The sequence below is a fragment of the Streptomyces sp. NPDC002817 genome, from assembly GCF_053592055.1.
Map to the genome: position 1 here is coordinate 271,188 of NZ_JBSFUY010000003.1, position 16,712 is coordinate 287,899.

Annotated in this window: 18 protein-coding genes and 1 tRNA gene; 13 read left to right on the plus strand and 6 right to left on the minus strand. The window is 67.2% G+C overall.

What is annotated here, in order from left to right:
• Positions 1-904: 904 nt before the first annotated feature.
• Positions 905-1,249 carry a DUF6344 domain-containing protein gene (locus ACWD3I_RS07250; RefSeq protein ID WP_365393487.1) on the minus strand — a complete coding sequence of 115 codons (345 nt, stop codon included), beginning with the start codon at positions 1,247-1,249 and terminating at the stop codon, positions 905-907.
• Between the two features lie 338 nt (positions 1,250-1,587).
• On the opposite strand from ACWD3I_RS07250, the gene ACWD3I_RS07255 reads away from it, so the two are divergent.
• Both ACWD3I_RS07255 and ACWD3I_RS07260 read left to right on the plus strand, forming a co-directional pair.
• Positions 1,588-1,716: a DLW-39 family protein gene (locus ACWD3I_RS07255; RefSeq protein ID WP_003999697.1), complete on the plus strand. Its 129-nt coding sequence runs from the start codon at positions 1,588-1,590 to the stop codon at positions 1,714-1,716.
• Positions 1,717-1,833: 117 nt separating this feature from the next.
• A complete protein-coding gene (locus tag ACWD3I_RS07260) occupies positions 1,834-3,123 on the plus strand; it encodes a hypothetical protein (RefSeq protein WP_365393490.1) in 1,290 nt (429 codons plus the stop codon).
• A 27-nt stretch (positions 3,124-3,150) separates the two neighbouring features.
• Here the strand turns inward: ACWD3I_RS07260 and ACWD3I_RS07265 are convergent, their stop codons facing one another.
• Positions 3,151-4,788: a serine/threonine protein kinase gene (locus ACWD3I_RS07265; protein WP_365393492.1), complete on the minus strand. Its 1,638-nt coding sequence runs from the start codon at positions 4,786-4,788 to the stop codon at positions 3,151-3,153.
• A gap of 270 nt (positions 4,789-5,058) precedes the next feature.
• Positions 5,059-5,607, minus strand: a complete 549-nt coding sequence (locus tag ACWD3I_RS07270; protein WP_046256534.1) for a helix-turn-helix domain-containing protein — start codon at positions 5,605-5,607, stop codon at positions 5,059-5,061.
• Between the two features lie 182 nt (positions 5,608-5,789).
• Between ACWD3I_RS07270 and ACWD3I_RS07275 the strand changes: the two genes are divergently transcribed.
• Positions 5,790-5,862: transfer RNA gene (locus ACWD3I_RS07275), tRNA-Ala, on the plus strand.
• A 452-nt stretch (positions 5,863-6,314) separates the two neighbouring features.
• Here the strand turns inward: ACWD3I_RS07275 and ACWD3I_RS07280 are convergent.
• Positions 6,315-7,016 carry a DUF5324 family protein gene (locus ACWD3I_RS07280; RefSeq protein ID WP_365393494.1) on the minus strand — a complete coding sequence of 234 codons (702 nt, stop codon included), beginning with the start codon at positions 7,014-7,016 and terminating at the stop codon, positions 6,315-6,317.
• Positions 7,017-7,381: 365 nt separating this feature from the next.
• Here ACWD3I_RS07280 and ACWD3I_RS07285 point away from each other — a divergent pair, with 365 nt between their 5' ends.
• Complete coding sequence (locus ACWD3I_RS07285; protein ID WP_365393496.1) at positions 7,382-7,915, plus strand: peptidylprolyl isomerase; 534 nt, start codon at positions 7,382-7,384, stop codon at positions 7,913-7,915.
• A gap of 133 nt (positions 7,916-8,048) precedes the next feature.
• A complete protein-coding gene (locus tag ACWD3I_RS07290) occupies positions 8,049-8,960 on the plus strand; it encodes a rhomboid family intramembrane serine protease (RefSeq protein WP_365393498.1) in 912 nt (303 codons plus the stop codon).
• Between the two features lie 258 nt (positions 8,961-9,218).
• Here ACWD3I_RS07290 and crgA read toward each other — a convergent pair whose 3' ends face one another.
• Complete coding sequence (gene crgA, locus ACWD3I_RS07295) at positions 9,219-9,473, minus strand: cell division protein CrgA (protein WP_046256538.1); 255 nt, start codon at positions 9,471-9,473, stop codon at positions 9,219-9,221.
• A 141-nt stretch (positions 9,474-9,614) separates the two neighbouring features.
• Here crgA and ACWD3I_RS07300 point away from each other — a divergent pair, with 141 nt between their 5' ends.
• Genes ACWD3I_RS07300 through ACWD3I_RS07325 form a run of 6 tightly spaced genes read left to right on the plus strand, consistent with a single transcriptional unit; the run spans position 9,615 to position 13,796 of the window.
• Positions 9,615-10,394, plus strand: coding sequence for a DUF881 domain-containing protein (locus ACWD3I_RS07300; RefSeq protein WP_365393501.1), 780 nt, complete (start codon positions 9,615-9,617; stop codon positions 10,392-10,394).
• Positions 10,395-10,412: 18 nt separating this feature from the next.
• Entirely contained in the window at positions 10,413-11,096 is a 684-nt protein-coding gene (locus tag ACWD3I_RS07305; RefSeq protein WP_365393503.1) for a class E sortase, read from the plus strand.
• A gap of 16 nt (positions 11,097-11,112) precedes the next feature.
• Positions 11,113-11,310 (plus strand): hypothetical protein, encoded by a 198-nt coding sequence (locus ACWD3I_RS07310; protein WP_307028428.1) that lies wholly within the window; start codon positions 11,113-11,115, stop codon positions 11,308-11,310.
• On the plus strand, positions 11,307-11,945 hold the full coding sequence (locus tag ACWD3I_RS07315) for an aminodeoxychorismate/anthranilate synthase component II (RefSeq protein ID WP_266890041.1): 639 nt from the start codon (positions 11,307-11,309) through the stop codon (positions 11,943-11,945). Before ACWD3I_RS07310 ends, ACWD3I_RS07315 begins: the two co-directional genes overlap by 4 nt.
• The gene (locus ACWD3I_RS07320; RefSeq protein WP_365393505.1) at positions 11,942-13,048 is read left to right on the plus strand and encodes a class E sortase; all 1,107 of its coding nucleotides are present in this window, start codon (positions 11,942-11,944) and stop codon (positions 13,046-13,048) included. The genes ACWD3I_RS07315 and ACWD3I_RS07320 overlap by 4 nt, the downstream gene beginning before the upstream one ends.
• Positions 13,049-13,061: 13 nt before the next feature.
• Positions 13,062-13,796 (plus strand): class E sortase, encoded by a 735-nt coding sequence (locus tag ACWD3I_RS07325; protein WP_365393507.1) that lies wholly within the window; start codon positions 13,062-13,064, stop codon positions 13,794-13,796.
• Positions 13,797-13,882: 86 nt separating this feature from the next.
• On the opposite strand, the gene ACWD3I_RS07330 is transcribed toward ACWD3I_RS07325, so the two are convergent.
• On the minus strand, positions 13,883-14,767 hold the full coding sequence (locus ACWD3I_RS07330; protein WP_365393509.1) for a DUF2034 domain-containing protein: 885 nt from the start codon (positions 14,765-14,767) through the stop codon (positions 13,883-13,885).
• Positions 14,768-14,923: 156 nt separating this feature from the next.
• On the opposite strand from ACWD3I_RS07330, the gene ACWD3I_RS07335 reads away from it, so the two are divergent.
• Positions 14,924-15,786 (plus strand): IS5 family transposase gene (locus ACWD3I_RS07335; RefSeq protein ID WP_451084051.1). Its coding sequence is split into 2 segments (ribosomal slippage): positions 14,924-15,293 and positions 15,293-15,786, totalling 864 coding nucleotides; the frame shifts between segments, so codons are not numbered across the junction.
• A 496-nt stretch (positions 15,787-16,282) separates the two neighbouring features.
• On the plus strand, positions 16,283-16,663 hold the full coding sequence (locus tag ACWD3I_RS07340; RefSeq protein ID WP_365393511.1) for a hypothetical protein: 381 nt from the start codon (positions 16,283-16,285) through the stop codon (positions 16,661-16,663).
• Positions 16,664-16,712 lie beyond the last annotated feature (49 nt).

Here is a 16,712-nt window from a genome sequence, read left to right on the forward strand (position 1 = left end):
CAAACCTTTGATCCGAAGGCTAGGGTCCTTGGATGATGGAGCCGCCCGCAGCGGTGGCCGGGGGTGCGCCTGCGTGCCCTCCGGTGCGGATGGTTGCTCACCCCCTCGACCTGCGCAAACTTTCGCGTGAGCGTGGGTCAGGCGGGGGTGCGGCAGGAAAAACATCGTTCAAACGAGAGGGTAGCCGGAAAATTTCCGGCGTCGACCCTTGCAGGATGCCGTCCTAGCACCTCATGATGGGCGGCACAAGAGAAAAACCCGTCCATGTCGCTCTGCCGGGAAGCTGTCGCGACGTGGACGGGCATCAAGCCTGAAAGGCCTTCGTATGTATCTGTACCTTCCATGTCTTGTACCGTCAACCCCCACGTTCCGGCCTTGGCCCACCAGCGTAGTGATCGTGATCATTCTGCTGTCGGCAACAGATCCAGGAGTGATCAGTGCGGTCGTCGACGCAGTCACCCTGCTGACGTGGCTGCTAGCGGGCGGTAGCCCGCAGCTCACTGACTGCCGGACCTGTCAAGTGAGTGGCTGATGTCTGACATCACCGGCTGACACCAACAGGGGCGTACAACAGCGGCCGACGCCGAACTTCGGCGGAACATCAGTCCAGTCAGGACGGCGATAAGTCCAGCACCCCGAGCGGACGTGATCGACCTGATAAGGATGAGGCCACAGGTTCAAATCCTGTTAGCCCCACAGACAAAGATCGAGAAGTCGGGTGTCTCCCAGTGGGAGGCACCCGTTCTTTGTTTTGGCAGCAGTACGAAGGCCGGGTGATGAGCCCAGTCACCCAAGCACGATGACCCCCCGGTCGATGGAGACCGGGGGGTGTCGCTTGTCTGTACGTCTATGTAGCGGGCGTGTACGCAAGTTCGCCGTTACATCGTGGTGGGGACGGCGCTTGTCAGCGCTGGAGGGGGGTGGCCGGCTCGGCGGCCGAGTCGTCGCAGGGGGACGTGGCCCCGTCGGTGTCCTCCGTGTCCGCGGGCGGGCGGTTGCGGCAGCTGGGGGTCTTGCCGTGCGCCTCGGCTCGGATGCGCTGCTTCATCGTGGGGGGCAGGGACCTGGTGTAGGACCAGGGCCAGAGGGATGACGCCGGTGTCGTGGCCTCGGTGCTGCTGTTGCGGGTCGGCTCGGTCTGCGGTACGGCCGCGGCGGCGGTCGTGGTGATGAGTCCGAGCGTCGTGCACAGCGCCAGAAGGGCGGTGACGATGGCGGTCCACAGGTTCATGACCTTGTTCTGGGCCATGGCCCCTCACTTTCAGGTTGGGCGATTTGCGTACTTTCCTCATGATGTGTATGGGTGCTGCGAAATCACGGACCGACGCCCGTGGCGCGTCGATGTTCAGATGAACACCACTCGGATGGGTGCAAGGAGCCAGAAAAGTGGAGGAGAGTGGAGGAGGCGGTCCAAAGTGACCGTCCGTGGAGATGTGATCACCCTCAGATCGGACGGGCGTCATCCGCTTCTACTGCGGTGTGCAGGACGGAAGTTGAGGGGCTGACGCAGGTCACCGATCGGTATCGGTCGGTGTGTATAGTCGGGCGCCAGAGGTCCCCTACGTCAAGGAAAGACGAGGTCGCACGGTGAAGAAGCTTCTCCTGGTCGCACTGGCCGCCATCGGCGGGCTCCTCGTGTACCGCCAGATCCAGGCGGATCGCGCCGAGCAGGATCTGTGGACGGAGGCGACCGACTCCGTGCCCACGGGTTCGTGAGTACCGATATTCGGTTCTGAACAGACCCCGGCCGCCTCGCGGTCGGGGTTTTGTGTTGCGTGAGACGCAGCCGGGCAGGATGAGCCACGATCAGGCGACGGCGAGGGGTGGCGCGTGATGGGGCGGCGTACGGTGCGGTGGCGCGGTGTGTGCGCGGCTGTCGTGGGAATGGCCCTGGCCGCCCTGCTGCCGGGACAGACGGCCCTCGCGGCGAGCACACCCAGCCCCTCTTACGGGTTCGCCCCCGACGTCCGGTCGGTCACCGGCTCCGCGACCACCTCGGACGCCGAGTCCCTCGACATCGGCGAGACGTACAGGAGCACCCTCCCCGCGAGCGGCAAGCTCCACTACCGCCTCGTACTCGACGAGACGTCGGACACGTACGTCTCCGTCACCGCCGTCCCGCGCGCGGGCACGACGGTCTCCGCCGGCAGCGGCATCAGGGTGTACCTGCAGGACGCCGACAGCCGCTCCTGCTCCTTCGAGAGCGCCTACTTCGGAGCGAGCCGCAGTCCTCGGCCGATCGTCGCCTGGGGGGCGAGGGAGGCCTCCTCCGAGCGCGCCCAGTGCAAGGGCGGCGGTCTGTACTACGTGCGCGTCGAGCGCATCGACGGCACGGACACGTCGCCGGACGACTGGGAGCTGGAGCTCGCTCCGGTGTCGGAGCCGGGCCTGGACCAGGCCGAGGGGACGAGCGCGCCGCAGAGCTGGAACTCCACGCCCCCACAGCCTCCGACGGACCAGGCCGTACGACGTCCGGGCGGCGCGGGCTTCGACGAGGCCGTGCCGGTGAAGCAGGGGGTCTGGAGCGCCGACGTCGCGCCCGGGCAGACACTCTTCTACGAAGTGCCGGTCGACTGGGGGCAGCAACTCCACGTCACCGCCGAACTGGGCAGCACGACCCGCGGCAGTTATGTGGGCAGTGCGCTCATCACGTCGCTGTACAACCCCGCACGCATGCCCGTCGACGACGTGGGCATCGGCTACAACGGCACCCAGAAGACGGACTCCCTCGACCCCTTGCCCCCGGTCGACTACACCAACCGCTACGACTCCTCCCGACAGGTCAGAGCGATGCGGTTCGCCGGCTCGTACTACCTCGCCCTCCATCTCTCGTCGGCCATGGCCGAGAAGTACGGCGACAAGCCGTTCGGCGTGACACTGCGGGTGCGGATCGACGGCACGACCGAGACGGCACCCGCCTACGCGGCACCGTCCGATCCGCGGGGCCTCTTCGAGGTGTCGGCACAGGACCGGGAGGCGGCGGCCGAGGGCGGGGGCGCGGGAGGCGACGCGGTGATGAAGGTGGTCGCCGTGGCGGGGATCGGGGGCGGGAGCCTGGTGCTGGTGGTACTGGGGGCGTGGACGGTCTTGGCTCGACGGAGGGCGGCCGGGGCCGTCGGGTAAAAGCGGGGATTCTGGTGCCGTGCCTGCTCAGATCCGGGTCAGTGCCCAGAAGCCCACGGCGTAGCAGACCAGCGCGAGAAGCAGCATCGGGACGACCACCTTGGCCGGAGGGCCGGGACGCCGTCGTGCCCTGCGCGCTCCTCTGCCTGCGCGGTGCCGCGAAGTTTCCTGGGCCGGAGGTGGAACCTGCGGGACCTGAGCGGTGTACGAAGCAGTAGAGGCATCGGCGCGATGGAGCGGCGGTGACGCCAGGGGCCGCGTCGGGTAGGGCGGAGCCTGCGGTCGGGGGGAGGGCAGCACATGCGTGGGGTCATCGGGGGAGACGCCGGAGGGCTGGTGCTGCGCGTCCTGCTGCGCCGGTGTCCGGGCGTCCGGGGGGCGCACCTGAGGGGAGGAGCCGGTGGCCTGCGGGGGTGGCAACTGGAAGCTGCCGGTGTCCGACATGCTGGGCGGCCGCGCGGCACCGGAGGACTCGGACAGGGACGTCGTCGGCCGCGGGCCGGTGCTCTGACGGGGATCGGGCGGTACGGCACCGGGGGCCTGGCCCCGACGCGGATCAGTCGGCACCGAGTCGGTGCCGGGCCATGCGGAGGCGGAGTCGTCGTCCCGCGCGGACCGTCGGACACCGGTGTCCGCTCCCGGGGCTGCCTGTCCGGACGGTGGGAAGCCGGCACTCGGTCCTGGGCCGGCCTGCCCGGACAGTGGCCGGGGGACGGTTCCCGACCCCGAGGAGTCCCAGCCCTGCCCCGTGTCCGAGAACCCCGTCCGCACCCCTGGAGCGGGCTTGAGCGGACCCGTCGGCCCGAACCCCGGTGGCAGTGGCCCCAGTTGGTCGAAGATCTCGATCAGCTCGTCGTCGGGGCCCGGCTCCGGCAGGAGCTCCGCGGCGGCGGCGAGCGCCTTGCGCGCCCCCGTGGCGGTGCGGAACCGCGCCTGCGGATCCGGCTGCACCAGCGTCGCCACGACCTGCCACAGCGGCTCGGAAATGCCCTTGGGCGCACTCGGCGTCCCATGCGCCGCGAAGTACTGGACGAGAGCCTTGGCGTCCGGCTTGGCGCCCTCCAGGAGATACAGCGCGACCAGGCCGACGGCGAACAGATCGGCGGGAAAGTCCGGCTCCGAGCCCATCATCTGCTCGGGCGAGATGTAACCCGGCGTCCCCACCACGAGGTTGGTCTCCGTCAGCCGCGGTTCGCCCAGCCGCATCGCGATGCCGAAGTCGGACAGCCGCAGCCGGGGCCGACCGGTACCGGTGGCCTCCAGGAGCACGTTGGCGGGCTTGATGTCCCGGTGCACCACATCCTCCGCATGCACCGCGGCCAGCCCCGACAGGAGTTGGTCGAGGAGCGTGCACACCAAGGACGGCGGCAGGGGACCGTAGTCGCCGATCAGATGGGCCAGCGAACCACCGCCGACCAGATCCATGGTGAACAGGACCTTGTCGTCGTCGGCGGCCCAGCTGGCGGGCGCGAGCACATGGGGGTGGTCGATCCGCAGCGCCTGTTCGCGGACGAAGCGCAGCAGTGAGTGCGCGTCGCTCTGCTGCAGCACCTTGGCGGCGACATACCGACGGCGGCGGTGGTCCCAGGCGCGCCACACGGCGCCGACACCTCCGCGCCCGATCGGATCGACGAGTTCGTACCGGCCGGCGAAGACCTCACCCATGGCAGTGCGTCGCTCCTCCCCCTGCGGTCTCCCCCCTTGCCTCCCCCTCCACGAGCGATACGACTCCCGCCGCACCGCTCCAGGATGAGTGACACCCCTCGCACCGCCCTCCGGCGAGTGACAGGGCCCGTCTCCCGGCCGGTGAGTGACACGCCCCCACGTGTCCCTCCCCGGATGAGCGACGACCCCCGTGCCCTCTCCGCGCGGTGCGACTCCCTCGCGCCCCCTCGGCCCGGCTGCCGAACCCCCTTCAGTGACCGGGCCGCGGGGTCAGCTCTGGTGGGACTGGTAGTGCGAGACCGCGTCGGAGGTGCGGCCCGCGCCGTAGACCCGGAGGAACTCTGCCAGTTCCGGATGGGTCGGGGCGAGAGTGTCCGCCGCTTCGATGATGTCCCCCGCGGCCGCGACCGACCGCAGCAGCGACTGGATCTCACGGACGACCCGCTTGACCGTCGGCGCTCCCGAACTGCTCGTCGTGGTCGTGGCGTTGCTGAGCACGGAGCCCCCTTGCGACTTCTTGATCTCGTCCATCCGCTCGGTCGCCTCGGCCGCGCTGACGCTGCCGTCCGCGACCTGCCTCGCCAGGTCCTGCAGCAACTGCACTCGCTGGACCACGGCCGGATTGCCGATCTTCGCCCGCTGACCGCTCATCAGCTGCGACAGCATCGGTGCGGACAGTCCCAGCACCCCCGCGAGACGAGCCTGGTTGAGACCAAGATCGTCGATGAGCTTACGGAAGAGCGCCCCCAGCGGCTCCCCGTACCAGTTCCGCTGCAGTTCCCGCGCTCTTGCGGTCGCTTCCTGCTGTGCGGCGTCCATTGCGTCTCCCCATCGCTTCCCCAAATACCGCGGTTCGCTGTAGCGAACCACGCCGAGCATCTTACGGAGAGTGGTCGTTCATCGGGACCCCCAATCTTTTTGCGAGATACCGGGGGCGACCCGGTACTCTGGTCTGCGACGCCCACCGGTATGAGTCACTTCCGGTCGGACGCTCCCCTTCCGGGGCCTTAGCTCAGTTGGTAGAGCGCTGTCTTTGCATGGCAGATGTCAGGGGTTCGACTCCCCTAGGCTCCACACCTCGGACCGGTCAGACGCCCTTCACGGCGGCTGGCCGGTTCTTGCATGTGCCGGTTTTTCACGCGCTGGATCCGCGCTTGCGGCGGGTGTGGACGGAGAAGGGCCCGCGAGGTGACGTGCGTCACTCGGCAGCGTCTGAGTCGTTGCGGATATTTGCGCAAACGCGAGAGTCGGCAAGGTGTCGGAGGCCTGTCGCGCGAGTAGCCGGCTGAGTTCCGGAGGCAATGATTCCGCTGGTGGAGGCCTTGTGGGGACTGGTGGCGGCGTGCGCCGGTAACCAGGGCGATGCTCTCCGTCAGCGCAGTCTGTACGGAACTTGCACATCCGAACCGTTGCAAACGTCATCGTGGGTGCAGAGGGCAAGCATCCACCGTTCCACGTGAAACATCGTTGTGGGGCAGGAGACCCTCAAGTCTCCTGCCCCACAACGATGTTCGGAGTGCCGGACGTCAGTGCCGTTCGTCGCGGTGTGCGGCCTCTTCCTCGGCTTCCTTGGCCTGCACCTCCGGGTCGAGCACGGACTGGCCGCTGCCGTCGACCGACGTCAGTCGACTCGACTCCGGGACCTCCGTCGCGGCGGGCGGCTCGACCAGCCAGTCGGGGTTGGCCTGCTTGTCCCACCACTTCCAGGCGGCGAAGGCACCGCCCGCGAGGACACCCGCGATCACCAGTGCCTTGGCAAGACGACCGGCCCTCGCCCGACGCTCGTGCTTACGGACCAGCTTCTCGATCTGCTTGGCCGAGACCTGACCGCGCAGCGCGAGCAGCGCGGCCGCACCACGGGATGCGGCCTCGTCCCTCACGGGCCCGGCCGCGGCCACGGCCTGCTCGATCCTCGGACGTGAATAGTCGGCGGCCTGCCGGGCAGCCTTGCGGGTGCGGACGGCAGCCTCATGGGCGGCCTGGTCGACCTTCGGCGGCACATGCGTCAGAGCCTGTTCCAGACGCGGCGCGAGATGCGCGTCGTACTGGACGCGAGCCTGCTCGGCCGCCTGCGACACCTTCGGCGCGAGCCGTACGCGTGCCTCGTGTGTGTAGTGAGCGGCCCTGTCCTTGGCCGTGTCGGCGTAGGGCGCCACCACTTCCGCGGCGTGCAGCACGCTGTCCTTCGCCGAACCGGTCGCGGCGCGCACGCTGTCGATGCGGGTCACGGGAATCCTCCTCCTCGGTGGCGTACGGTAATTCGACTTTCCACCCTTTTACGGATCATGCCTGCCAACGGGCACCTGGGCATGTGAGGGCGGGCATCCGGGTCATGGACGCTGACTCCGGACCATCTCCGATCAAGCGCTGCTGAAGAACCGATCACATGCAATAGCGGATGAATACAGGGCAACGGGAGCTTGTCGTCGACAATGCCACGGATCGCCGACGAACGCCCCCGGCCCGGAACTACTCGACCGGTTTTCTGCAGGCGACATCCCGCGGCGGACACCCGGAGTGGGACGACGGGGGATGGATCGCGTCGACCGTGCGAGGATCGGGGAAGCTACAGAAAGACAACGGAAGGCAGATCGTGGCCGAGCAGCTCTACGCCACCCTGAGGACCAACCACGGCGACATCGAGGTCCGGCTCCTCCCGAACCACGCGCCGATCACGGTCAAGAACTTCGTCGAGCTCGCCACCGGCGAGCGCGAGTGGACCAACCCCGCCACCGGCGAGAAGTCCACGGCCAAGCTCTACGACGGCACGGTCTTCCACCGGGTCATCAGCGGCTTCATGATCCAGGGCGGCGACCCGCTGGGCAACGGCACCGGCGGCCCTGGCTACCAGTTCGCGGACGAGTTCCACCCGGACCTCTCCTTCGACAAGCCCTACCTGCTGGCCATGGCCAACGCCGGACCGGGCACCAACGGCTCGCAGTTCTTCGTCACCGTCGGCACCACGACCTGGCTGAACCGCAAGCACACCATCTTCGGCGAGGTCACCGACGCGGCCAGCCAGAAGGTCGTCGACGCCATCGCGGGCACGCAGACCAACCCGCGCACCTCCCGCCCCCTCAACGACGTCATCATCGAGTCGGTCGTCGTCGAGACCCGCAAGGGCTGATCACCGAGCCCCGCAAGGGCCGAGGCGAACGCCCCGGCCCATCGGCGCCCGGTCCACCAGGGAACCAAACGCCCCGCTCGTCCGTAAGGATGGGCGGGGCGGTTTCATTGCATACGACGACTTAGGGGACCCCATGGACCAGGCGCCAGGCAGCCCACAGGGCCCGGAGGACCAGGGCCCCCAGCAAGCCGAGGGACTGCCCGGCTGCTACCGCCACCCCGACCGCGAAACCGGCATCCGCTGCACCCGCTGCGAACGCCCGATCTGCCCCGAGTGCATGGTCAGCGCCTCCGTCGGCTTCCAGTGCCCCGACTGCGTCCGCGGCGGCTCCGGCACCGGCCACCGCCCCGACGCCGCGATGCCCCGCACGATCGCCGGCGGCACGATCGCCGCCGACCCCCGGCTGGTCACCAAGATCCTCCTCGGAATCAACCTCGCCGTGTTCATCGCCGTCCGGGCATCGAACTCACTGCTCGGCGACCTGGTCCTCATCGGCACCTGGCCGCCGGCCCCCTTCACCGCCACCGAGGGCGTCGCGGACGGACAGTGGTACCGCCTGGTCACCTCGATGTTCACGCACCAGGAGATCTGGCACATCGCCTTCAACATGCTGAGCCTGTGGTGGCTCGGCGGCCCACTGGAGGCGGCCCTCGGCCGTGCCCGCTACCTCGCGCTCTACCTGGTGTCCGGCCTCGTCGGCAGCGTCCTGGCCTATCTGCTGGAGTCCCCGACCACGGCCACGCTCGGCGCCTCCGGCGCCATCTTCGGCCTGTTCGGCGCCACCGCCGTCCTGATGCGCCGGCTCAACTACGACATGCGGCCGATCATCGCGCTCCTGGTGATCAACCTGATCTTCACCTTCAACCCGGCCTTCGACATCTCCTGGCAGGCCCACATCGGCGGCCTCGCCGGAGGCGTGGTCATCGGCTACGCCATGGTGCACGCCCCGCGCGAGCGACGGGCCCTGGTCCAGTACGGCACCTGCGCCCTGGTCCTCGCCCTGGTCGTCGTATTGACGCTGGTGAGGACGGCCCAGCTCACCTGAGCGGGGCAGTTGTCCACAGCGGGTGGCGAATCTTGTGCATAGTGTGCGCGAACAAGCGTGCCCCCTGTCGCTGACCTGTGTTTCCGCAGGTCGGACAGGGGGCGAACATGCTTTCGGGTGACCGGTAGTTCCGTCACACCGGCGTCAACACTGGATGGGTTATCCACAGATCGTCGTTCTTTTTCCCCACTGTGGAAAACGTTGTGGATAACTCAGCGGATAGCCCTGGGCAGAGCTGTGTTCACCGCGAAGCAGCCACTACTTCCACTGCGTGGAGACGCCGAATCCCGCGGCGATGAAGCCGAAGCCCACCACGATGTTCCAGTTGTCGAGCTTGTCGATGGGCAGCGAGCCGTCCGTCACATAGAAGACGACGATCCAGGCCAGCCCGATGACGAACAGGGCCAACATGACGGGTGCGACCCAGGCGCGGTTGGTCAGCTTGATGCTGGTCGCCTGCTTCGCCGGCGGGGGCGTGTAATCGGCCTTCTTGCGGATACGTGACTTCGGCACGAGGGTCTCTCCTGTCGATGCGCTGCGTGGCCGCGCAGGTAACTAGGTCGGGCTCGGGGCAGCGTACAAGGGGACACTTAGTGCTCCCCCGGGCGTCCGTTAGCGTAGTGCTTCCGCGGCGCCGAAGGAGATAAGGGTACGTTGAGCAATTCTGCCGACTCCCCCCAGGCCGGATCCAGCCCTGTCCGCAGACGGGGTTTCCGGCCCGTGCGGCTGCTCACGATGGCCGTCTTCGCTCTCGCGGGCCTCATCTTCTTCACCAGCTTCAATACAGCCAAGGGCACCAATATCCGCACGGATGCCTCACTGCTGAAGCTGTCCGACCTCATCCTGGAGCGCAGCCACAAGAACGGTCAGCTGGACGAGACCACCGGGACGCTCAGGGACGACGTCGAGGCGCTGGCCGAGCGGGACGACGGCAGCACCAAGGCCGAGGACGACAAGCTGGCGGCGCTGGAGAAGAAGGCGGGGACTCAGAAGCTGAAGGGCGAGGCGATCTCCGTCACGCTCAACGACGCCCCGCCGGACGCCACCGCCAAGCTCCCCGGCTATCCCGAGCCGCAGCCCGACTACCTCGTCATCCACCAGCAGGACCTGCAGGCCGTGGTGAACGCGATGTGGCAGGCCGGCGCCCAGGGCATCAAGGTCATGGACCAGCGGCTGATCTCCACCAGCGCCGTGCGCTGCGTGGGCAACACGCTCATCCTCCAGGGCCGGGTCTACTCACCGCCGTACAAGATCACGGCGATCGGGGACCCGGAGAAGCTGCGGACGTCGCTCGCGGCGAGCCCGGCGATCCAGAACTACATGGTGTACGTCAACGTCTACGGGCTCGGCTGGAAAGTCGAGGACGAAGGGACGGTGACTCTGCCCGGCTACTCGGGCACAGTGGATCTGCAGTACGCCAAGCCTGTGGAGTAGGCCTCTCTGGAGCCGCCGGTGCGTGTCGTCGTCAGGACCGTCAGCGAACTCTGCATCACCGTCGGCACGGTCATAGTGCTCTTCGTCGTCTACGTGCTGTTCTGGACCGGCGTGAAGGCCGACGACGTCATGGGCGAGCAGATCGACCAGTTGCAGGACCAGTGGTCGAAGGGGAGCGTGCAGCAGCCGACGGGGGGCGCCCCGTCCGGTGTGCCGGAGCCGACGGCGTACAAGAGCGGCAAGCCCTTCGCGATCATGTACATCCCCCGGCTTGGTTTCACGTGGAACAAGCCCGTGCTGGAGGGGACGGCCGTCGGCACGCTGAAGAAGGGGCTCGGGCACTACGCGCGGACCGCGCAGCTCGGGGAGAAGGGCAACTTCTCGGTGGCCGGTCACCGGCGTACGTACGGCGACCCCTTCAAGGACTTCCCCAGGCTGCGGCGCGGGGACGCGGTGGTCCTGACGGACGGGACGACCTGGTTCACGTATCGGATCGACAAAGGCCCCTACAAAACCGTGCCCACGGACGTTGAGGTGATCGATCCTGTGCCACGTAAGTCGGGGTATACGCGCTCGGGCCGCTATCTCACCTTGACCACGTGCGATCCGGAGTGGGGGCACAGCCACCGGCTGATCGTGTGGGCGCATCTGGACTCCACACAGCCTGTGGAGGAAGGGAAGCCGACGGCCCTGCGCCGTTAGTCTGGTGCGGTACGGCGTGAGTCTGGTGCCGTGGTGCGACGGAAGGGACGGCATGTACGGCTGGATCTGGCGGCATCTGCCAGGGAACGCGTGGGTGAGGGCTTTCATCTCACTCGTGCTGGTGCTTGCTGTGGTCTACGTCCTTTTCCAGTACGTCTTCCCGTGGGCCGAACCGCTGCTGCCCTTCAACGATGTGACGGTGGACAACCAGTGAGTGCGCGGATTCTCGTCGTCGACAACTACGACAGCTTCGTCTTCAACCTGGTGCAGTACCTGTACCAGCTGGGCGCCGAGTGCGAGGTGCTGCGCAACGACGAGGTGTCGACGGCGCACGCCCAGGACGGCTTCGACGGTGTGCTGCTGTCGCCGGGGCCGGGGACGCCGGAGGAGGCGGGCGTCTGTGTCGAGATGGTCCGCCACTGCGCGGCCACCGGGGTGCCCGTCTTCGGTGTGTGCCTGGGGATGCAGTCGATGCAGGTGGCGTACGGCGGTGTCGTGGACCGGGCGCCGGAGCTGCTGCACGGCAAGACGTCGTTGGTGGAGCACGAGGGCAAGGGGGTCTTCGCGGGTCTGCCGACGCCCTTCACGGCGACCCGCTATCACTCCCTCGCGGCCGAGCCGGAGACGGTGCCGGCCGAGCTGGAGGTGACCGCGCGGACGCACGACGGGATCATCATGGGGCTGCGCCACCGTGAACTGCCCGTCGAGGGTGTGCAGTTCCACCCCGAGTCGGTGCTGACGGAACACGGGCACCGGATGCTGGCCAACTGGCTGGTGGAGTGCGGCGACCAGGGTGCGGTGGCGCGAAGCGCGGGGCTGGCCCCGGTGGTGGGCAGGGCCTCGGCGTGACCGCACTGCGCCCCGAGCGCGAGTCCGGGACCTCGTACGGGGAGCAGTCGTACGAGGATGCCGGTGCGCTTGGGGAGTGGTACGACAGCGCGTCGTACGACGCGGGCGGCGGCGGGGCGGATGTGGATGAGCCCTGGGTGCCGCCTGCCGACGACGAGACGGTGGCGCTGCGGATACCGGAGCCGCCGCCGACGCGAATAGACGGGTCCGTGTCGGCGTCTGGATCGGTGTCTGACGCCTCGTCCGCCACAGGAGCCCCCGGAACCCCTGCGGGGGGCCGTGCGGCCCGTAGAAAGGCCGCCAAGCGCCGTGGTGGGCGTCATGGGGGTGGAGCGAGGACTTCCGCGGAGTCGGTGGAGGCGTCGGACGGCGGTAAGCCGTCGGCTCCGCTCTCCCGTGTCGAGGCCCGGCGGCAGGCGCGGGCGAGCAAGCCGGGTCCGGCGGTGCTGGCGAGCCGGGCGGTCGGTGAGGTGTTCATCACGACCGGCGTCCTGATGCTCCTGTTCGTCACCTACCAGCTGTGGTGGACGAACGTGCGGGCGCACGCGCAGGCCGGCAAGGAGGCGAGCACGCTTCAGAACGAGTGGGCGAGCGGGAAGCGGGCGCCGGGCGAGTTCGAGCCGGGGCAGGGGTTCGCGCTGCTGCACATTCCCAAGCTGGACGTGGTCGTGCCGATAGCGGAGGGCGTCAGCAACAAGAAGGTGCTCGACCGGGGCATGGTCGGGCACTACTCCGAGGGTGCGTTGAAGACGGCGATGCCGAGCGCGAAGACCGGGAACTTCGGACTCGCGGGGCATCGGAACACACACGGCGAGCCGTTCCGGTACATCAACAAGCTCAGCAAGGGCGACGAGATCGTCGTGGAGACACAGGACGACTACTTCGTCTACAAGATGACGTCGATGCTTCCGGTGACGGCGCCGAGCAACACGAGCGTGCTCAATCCGGTTCCTCCGCAGTCGGGTCTCACCGAGCCGGGCCGCTACATCACCCTGACGACCTGCACGCCGGAGTTCACCAGCAAGTACCGGTTGATCGTCTGGGGCAAGATGGTCGAGGAACGGCCGCGCAGCAAGGGCAAGCCGGATGCGCTCGTCCAGTAAGGGCAGATGAACAGTGGCAGCGACCGCGGAGCAGCAAGAGGTCACCGACACCACCCCCGCGCCGCGCCGCCGCGGCATGGGCCCGATCGCCACGGCGGTCAGTGTCTTCGGTGAACTCCTCATCACGGCGGGCCTGATCCTTGGCCTGTTCGTCGTCTACTCGCTGTGGTGGACGAACGTCATCGCCGACCGCGCGGCGGGCAAACAGGCCGACAAGGTCCGCGACAACTGGGCCCAGGACCGGGGGCCGGGTGCGTTGAACACCAGGAACGGCATCGGCTTCCTGCATGTCCCCGCGATGAAGAACGGTGAGGTCCTCGTCGAGAAGGGCACGTCGGCGAAGCAGCTCAACGACGGTGTCGCCGGCTACTACACCGACCCGGTCAAGGCGACGCTGCCGATGTCCGGCAAGGACGGCAACTTCTCCCTCGCGGCCCACCGTGACGGTCACGGCGCCAAGTTCCACAACATCGACAAGATCGAGAAGGGCGACCCGATCGTCTTCGAGACGAAGGACAAGTGGTACGTCTACAAGACGTACGCGGTCCTTCCGGAGACCTCGAAGTACAACGTCAAGGTCCTGGGCGCCGTCCCCAAGGAGTCCGGCAGGAAGAAGGCCGGGAAGTACATCACGCTGACGACCTGCACGCCGGTGTACACGTCGCGGTACCGGTATGTGGTGTGGGGTGAGTTGGTGCGGGTGGAGAAGGTGGACAGCGCGCGGACTCCACCGAAGGAACTGCGCTGACCGAGCTCCTTGGAGGAACTCAGTCGCCTAGCATGACGGAGGCCCGAAGCCGCAACTATCTCTTGCGGCTTCGGGCCTCTTGCTGTCTACGCTGCTACTGGCCCAGGACGTTCAGTGGGTCCCCGGCACTCCACTTCTCCAGCGAGGCGCCGTCCGTCGGCGGTGAGCGCGCTGATGTCGACGCCGCGGTCACCGCGGCCTCCTTGTACGGCGATGTTGGTGCAGCCGTCGCGGCGCAGGAGTTCAGCGATGTGGTACTCGAACCTGCGGCCGGTCATGGCGTCCATGGCGGCCATGACTCCGGCGAGGGGGCGGTCGTTGTGCGGCGACTCGAGCCTTTGCAGGCGGGCATGGTGCTGCTGGAGCCGCCGTTCGATTCGCTGGACTCCGGTTCGTAGAGCGATCAGCTCACTGCGGTGCTCGCCTGACGTCTCGATCAGGGCGTTGAACATGGGGACGACGGTCTTGCCGAGGATGTGGGTGATGCGCTGGTCGATGCGAGCGTCGAGGTTGTCGGGGGCGACAGGGGCTGTAGGGGCGGGAGCTTCGGCGGGCAGTGTCCGCGTCAGGTATTCCATGTCCAGCAGGTCCGTACGTACTTGACGGGCGACGTCGCTGTCACGCAGGAGCATGGCGACGTTGAGGATGGCCCGGCGGGAGTAGATGGTGAGGCTCCGGCGGGCCTGTGGATAACTTCCCAGCGAGAGTGACATGTTGTCATTCTCGAATTTCCGCAGGTCAGCACCTCGCAACACTGCCATGCCGTTGACTTCCAGCTCTTCGCGGTGGCGCTTGGTGAGTTGCCGGATGACCTCGACGGTGACGCAGAAGTACGCCGCCATCATCGCCGTAGTCACATGCATGCCGTCCGGCAGCAGCGACAGTCCCTTGACTCTGTCGAGCACATCCGTCCGCTCCAGCACGCTGTCGCGCAGGCTCTTCGATTCCAGCAGCGCCGATTCGTTGATCATGTTCTGCCCTTCTATTTGTGGCGTGGCCACATGACAAGGCAGAGCTCCGGCACCCCACCCCACCCGATCAACGAGTCGTCACATATGAAGACACGATCTATGTGCGCACTAGGGTCCGTCTTCAAAGATCATCGGGTGGTGGATCATGGCGGGGTGATACGCCGCCATGAACTCACCGATCAGGAGTGGGAGTTACTCGCTCCGCTGATACCGCGGGCCGCGACGGGTCGGCCGCGGGTGTCGGACCGGCAGGTCATCAACGGGATGGTCTACAAGATCCGGACCGGGATCTCCTGGCGTGACCTGCCGGAACGCTACGGCCCCTGGCAGACGGTCTACACCCGTTTCCGTCGTTATGCGCTGGATGGCGTGTTCACCCGTGCCTTGCAGGAGATCCAGGCCGGTGCGGACGCGGCCGGTGACATCGACTGGCTCGTCCAGATCGACTCCACCATCGTCCGCGCCCACCAGCACGCCGCCGCCACCGGCCGAAAAGGGGGATCAACCGGCCGGACGACGAACCGGACGATCACGCCCTCGGCCGATCCCGAGGCGGACTGACCAGCAAAATCCACCTCGCCTGTGACGGCAAGGGTCGCCCGCTCGCCGTCCTGGTGACACCCGGCCAACGTCACGACAGCATCTGCGCGCGACCTCTTCTGGAGCGCATCCGGGTCCCGCGCACCGGACCGGGCCGACCCCGCTGCCGGCCTGACCGAGTCACTGCGGATAAGGCCTACAGTTCCCGCGGCTTCCGCGCCTACCTGCGCAAACGCGGCATCGCATGCACCATCCCGGAGAAGACCGACCAGCAGCGACACCGGCATAACCGCGGCCGCCGCGGCGGGCGGCCGCCATCGTTCGACCGGCAGATCTACCGTCAACGCAACGTCGTCGAGCGCTGCTTCAACCGGCTCAAAAGCTTCCGCGGAGTCGCCACCCGCTACGAGAAGACCGCCACCTCCTACGAAGCGGCGGTCACACTCGCGTCATTCCTACTCTGGGCAAGATCCGTTTGACGACGGACCCTAGTTTGCGAGGGGCGGTGGGCGACTTTGGTTGCCGTAGCCCGCTGCTGGAATTCATCCAGCGGCCTCCACGCCGACAGAGGTTGGGGTGGATGGAGAAGGCGGGTGATGAGCGGACGTCTCCGAGGGCGTTGGCTGAGCGAGCACCCTTCGGGAGTTGCCGGGGAGATCATTTCTGGTCATCGAAGAGAGCCGGTGACCGGCTATACCTGGCGTTGATGAGTCGATCCCAAGGGGGTGTTTTGATCGAACTCGACGCGCTTAAGCCCGGGGAGTGGTGTCAGGGCACAGGTTTCTCCATCCGTTCATGGCATAGCCAAGTATCGGCCAATTGTTCGATTACGACTTGTGGTTAACCAAAACTTTAGGTGATCATCGCCGTCGAACGCCGGGAGGCCACGGCATGAGGGAGAGCCGGGCCACCGGCAACCAATGGGGAGGAAACAACGTGAGAAATCGCACGCGTATAGCTGCTACCTGTGCCGCAGTGGCTGGAATCACGATCGGGTTCACCGGTCAGGCGTCCGCGGCGACGCAGACCGCCAGCTGTTCGACGACCGGGGCGCGAGGCAGCATGGGGGCGACTTACCCCACCGGGGACCAGTGGCCGTACGGAGAGTTCAAGATCGCGCTGTCGGTCACGGACACGTCCGCCGATGGTCACCATGTAAGGGTTCGCCTCCTCACCAAGCCGGTCGGGAGCCAGCAAATTTTTACGTGGAAGTGGCACTCCCTCACCTCGGGCTCGGGCGACACTTACACGGTCAGTACCACCGCCGGGAGCTCGTACGGCATTTATGAAACTGGGGTCGAGGTGGCGCGATTCGAAGGCGACACCAAGCTCAACTCCTGCACCGACTGGACCTGACCGCCCAGCAGGATCGAGGCGGCGGCCCTTGGACTGCCGCCTCGATCCT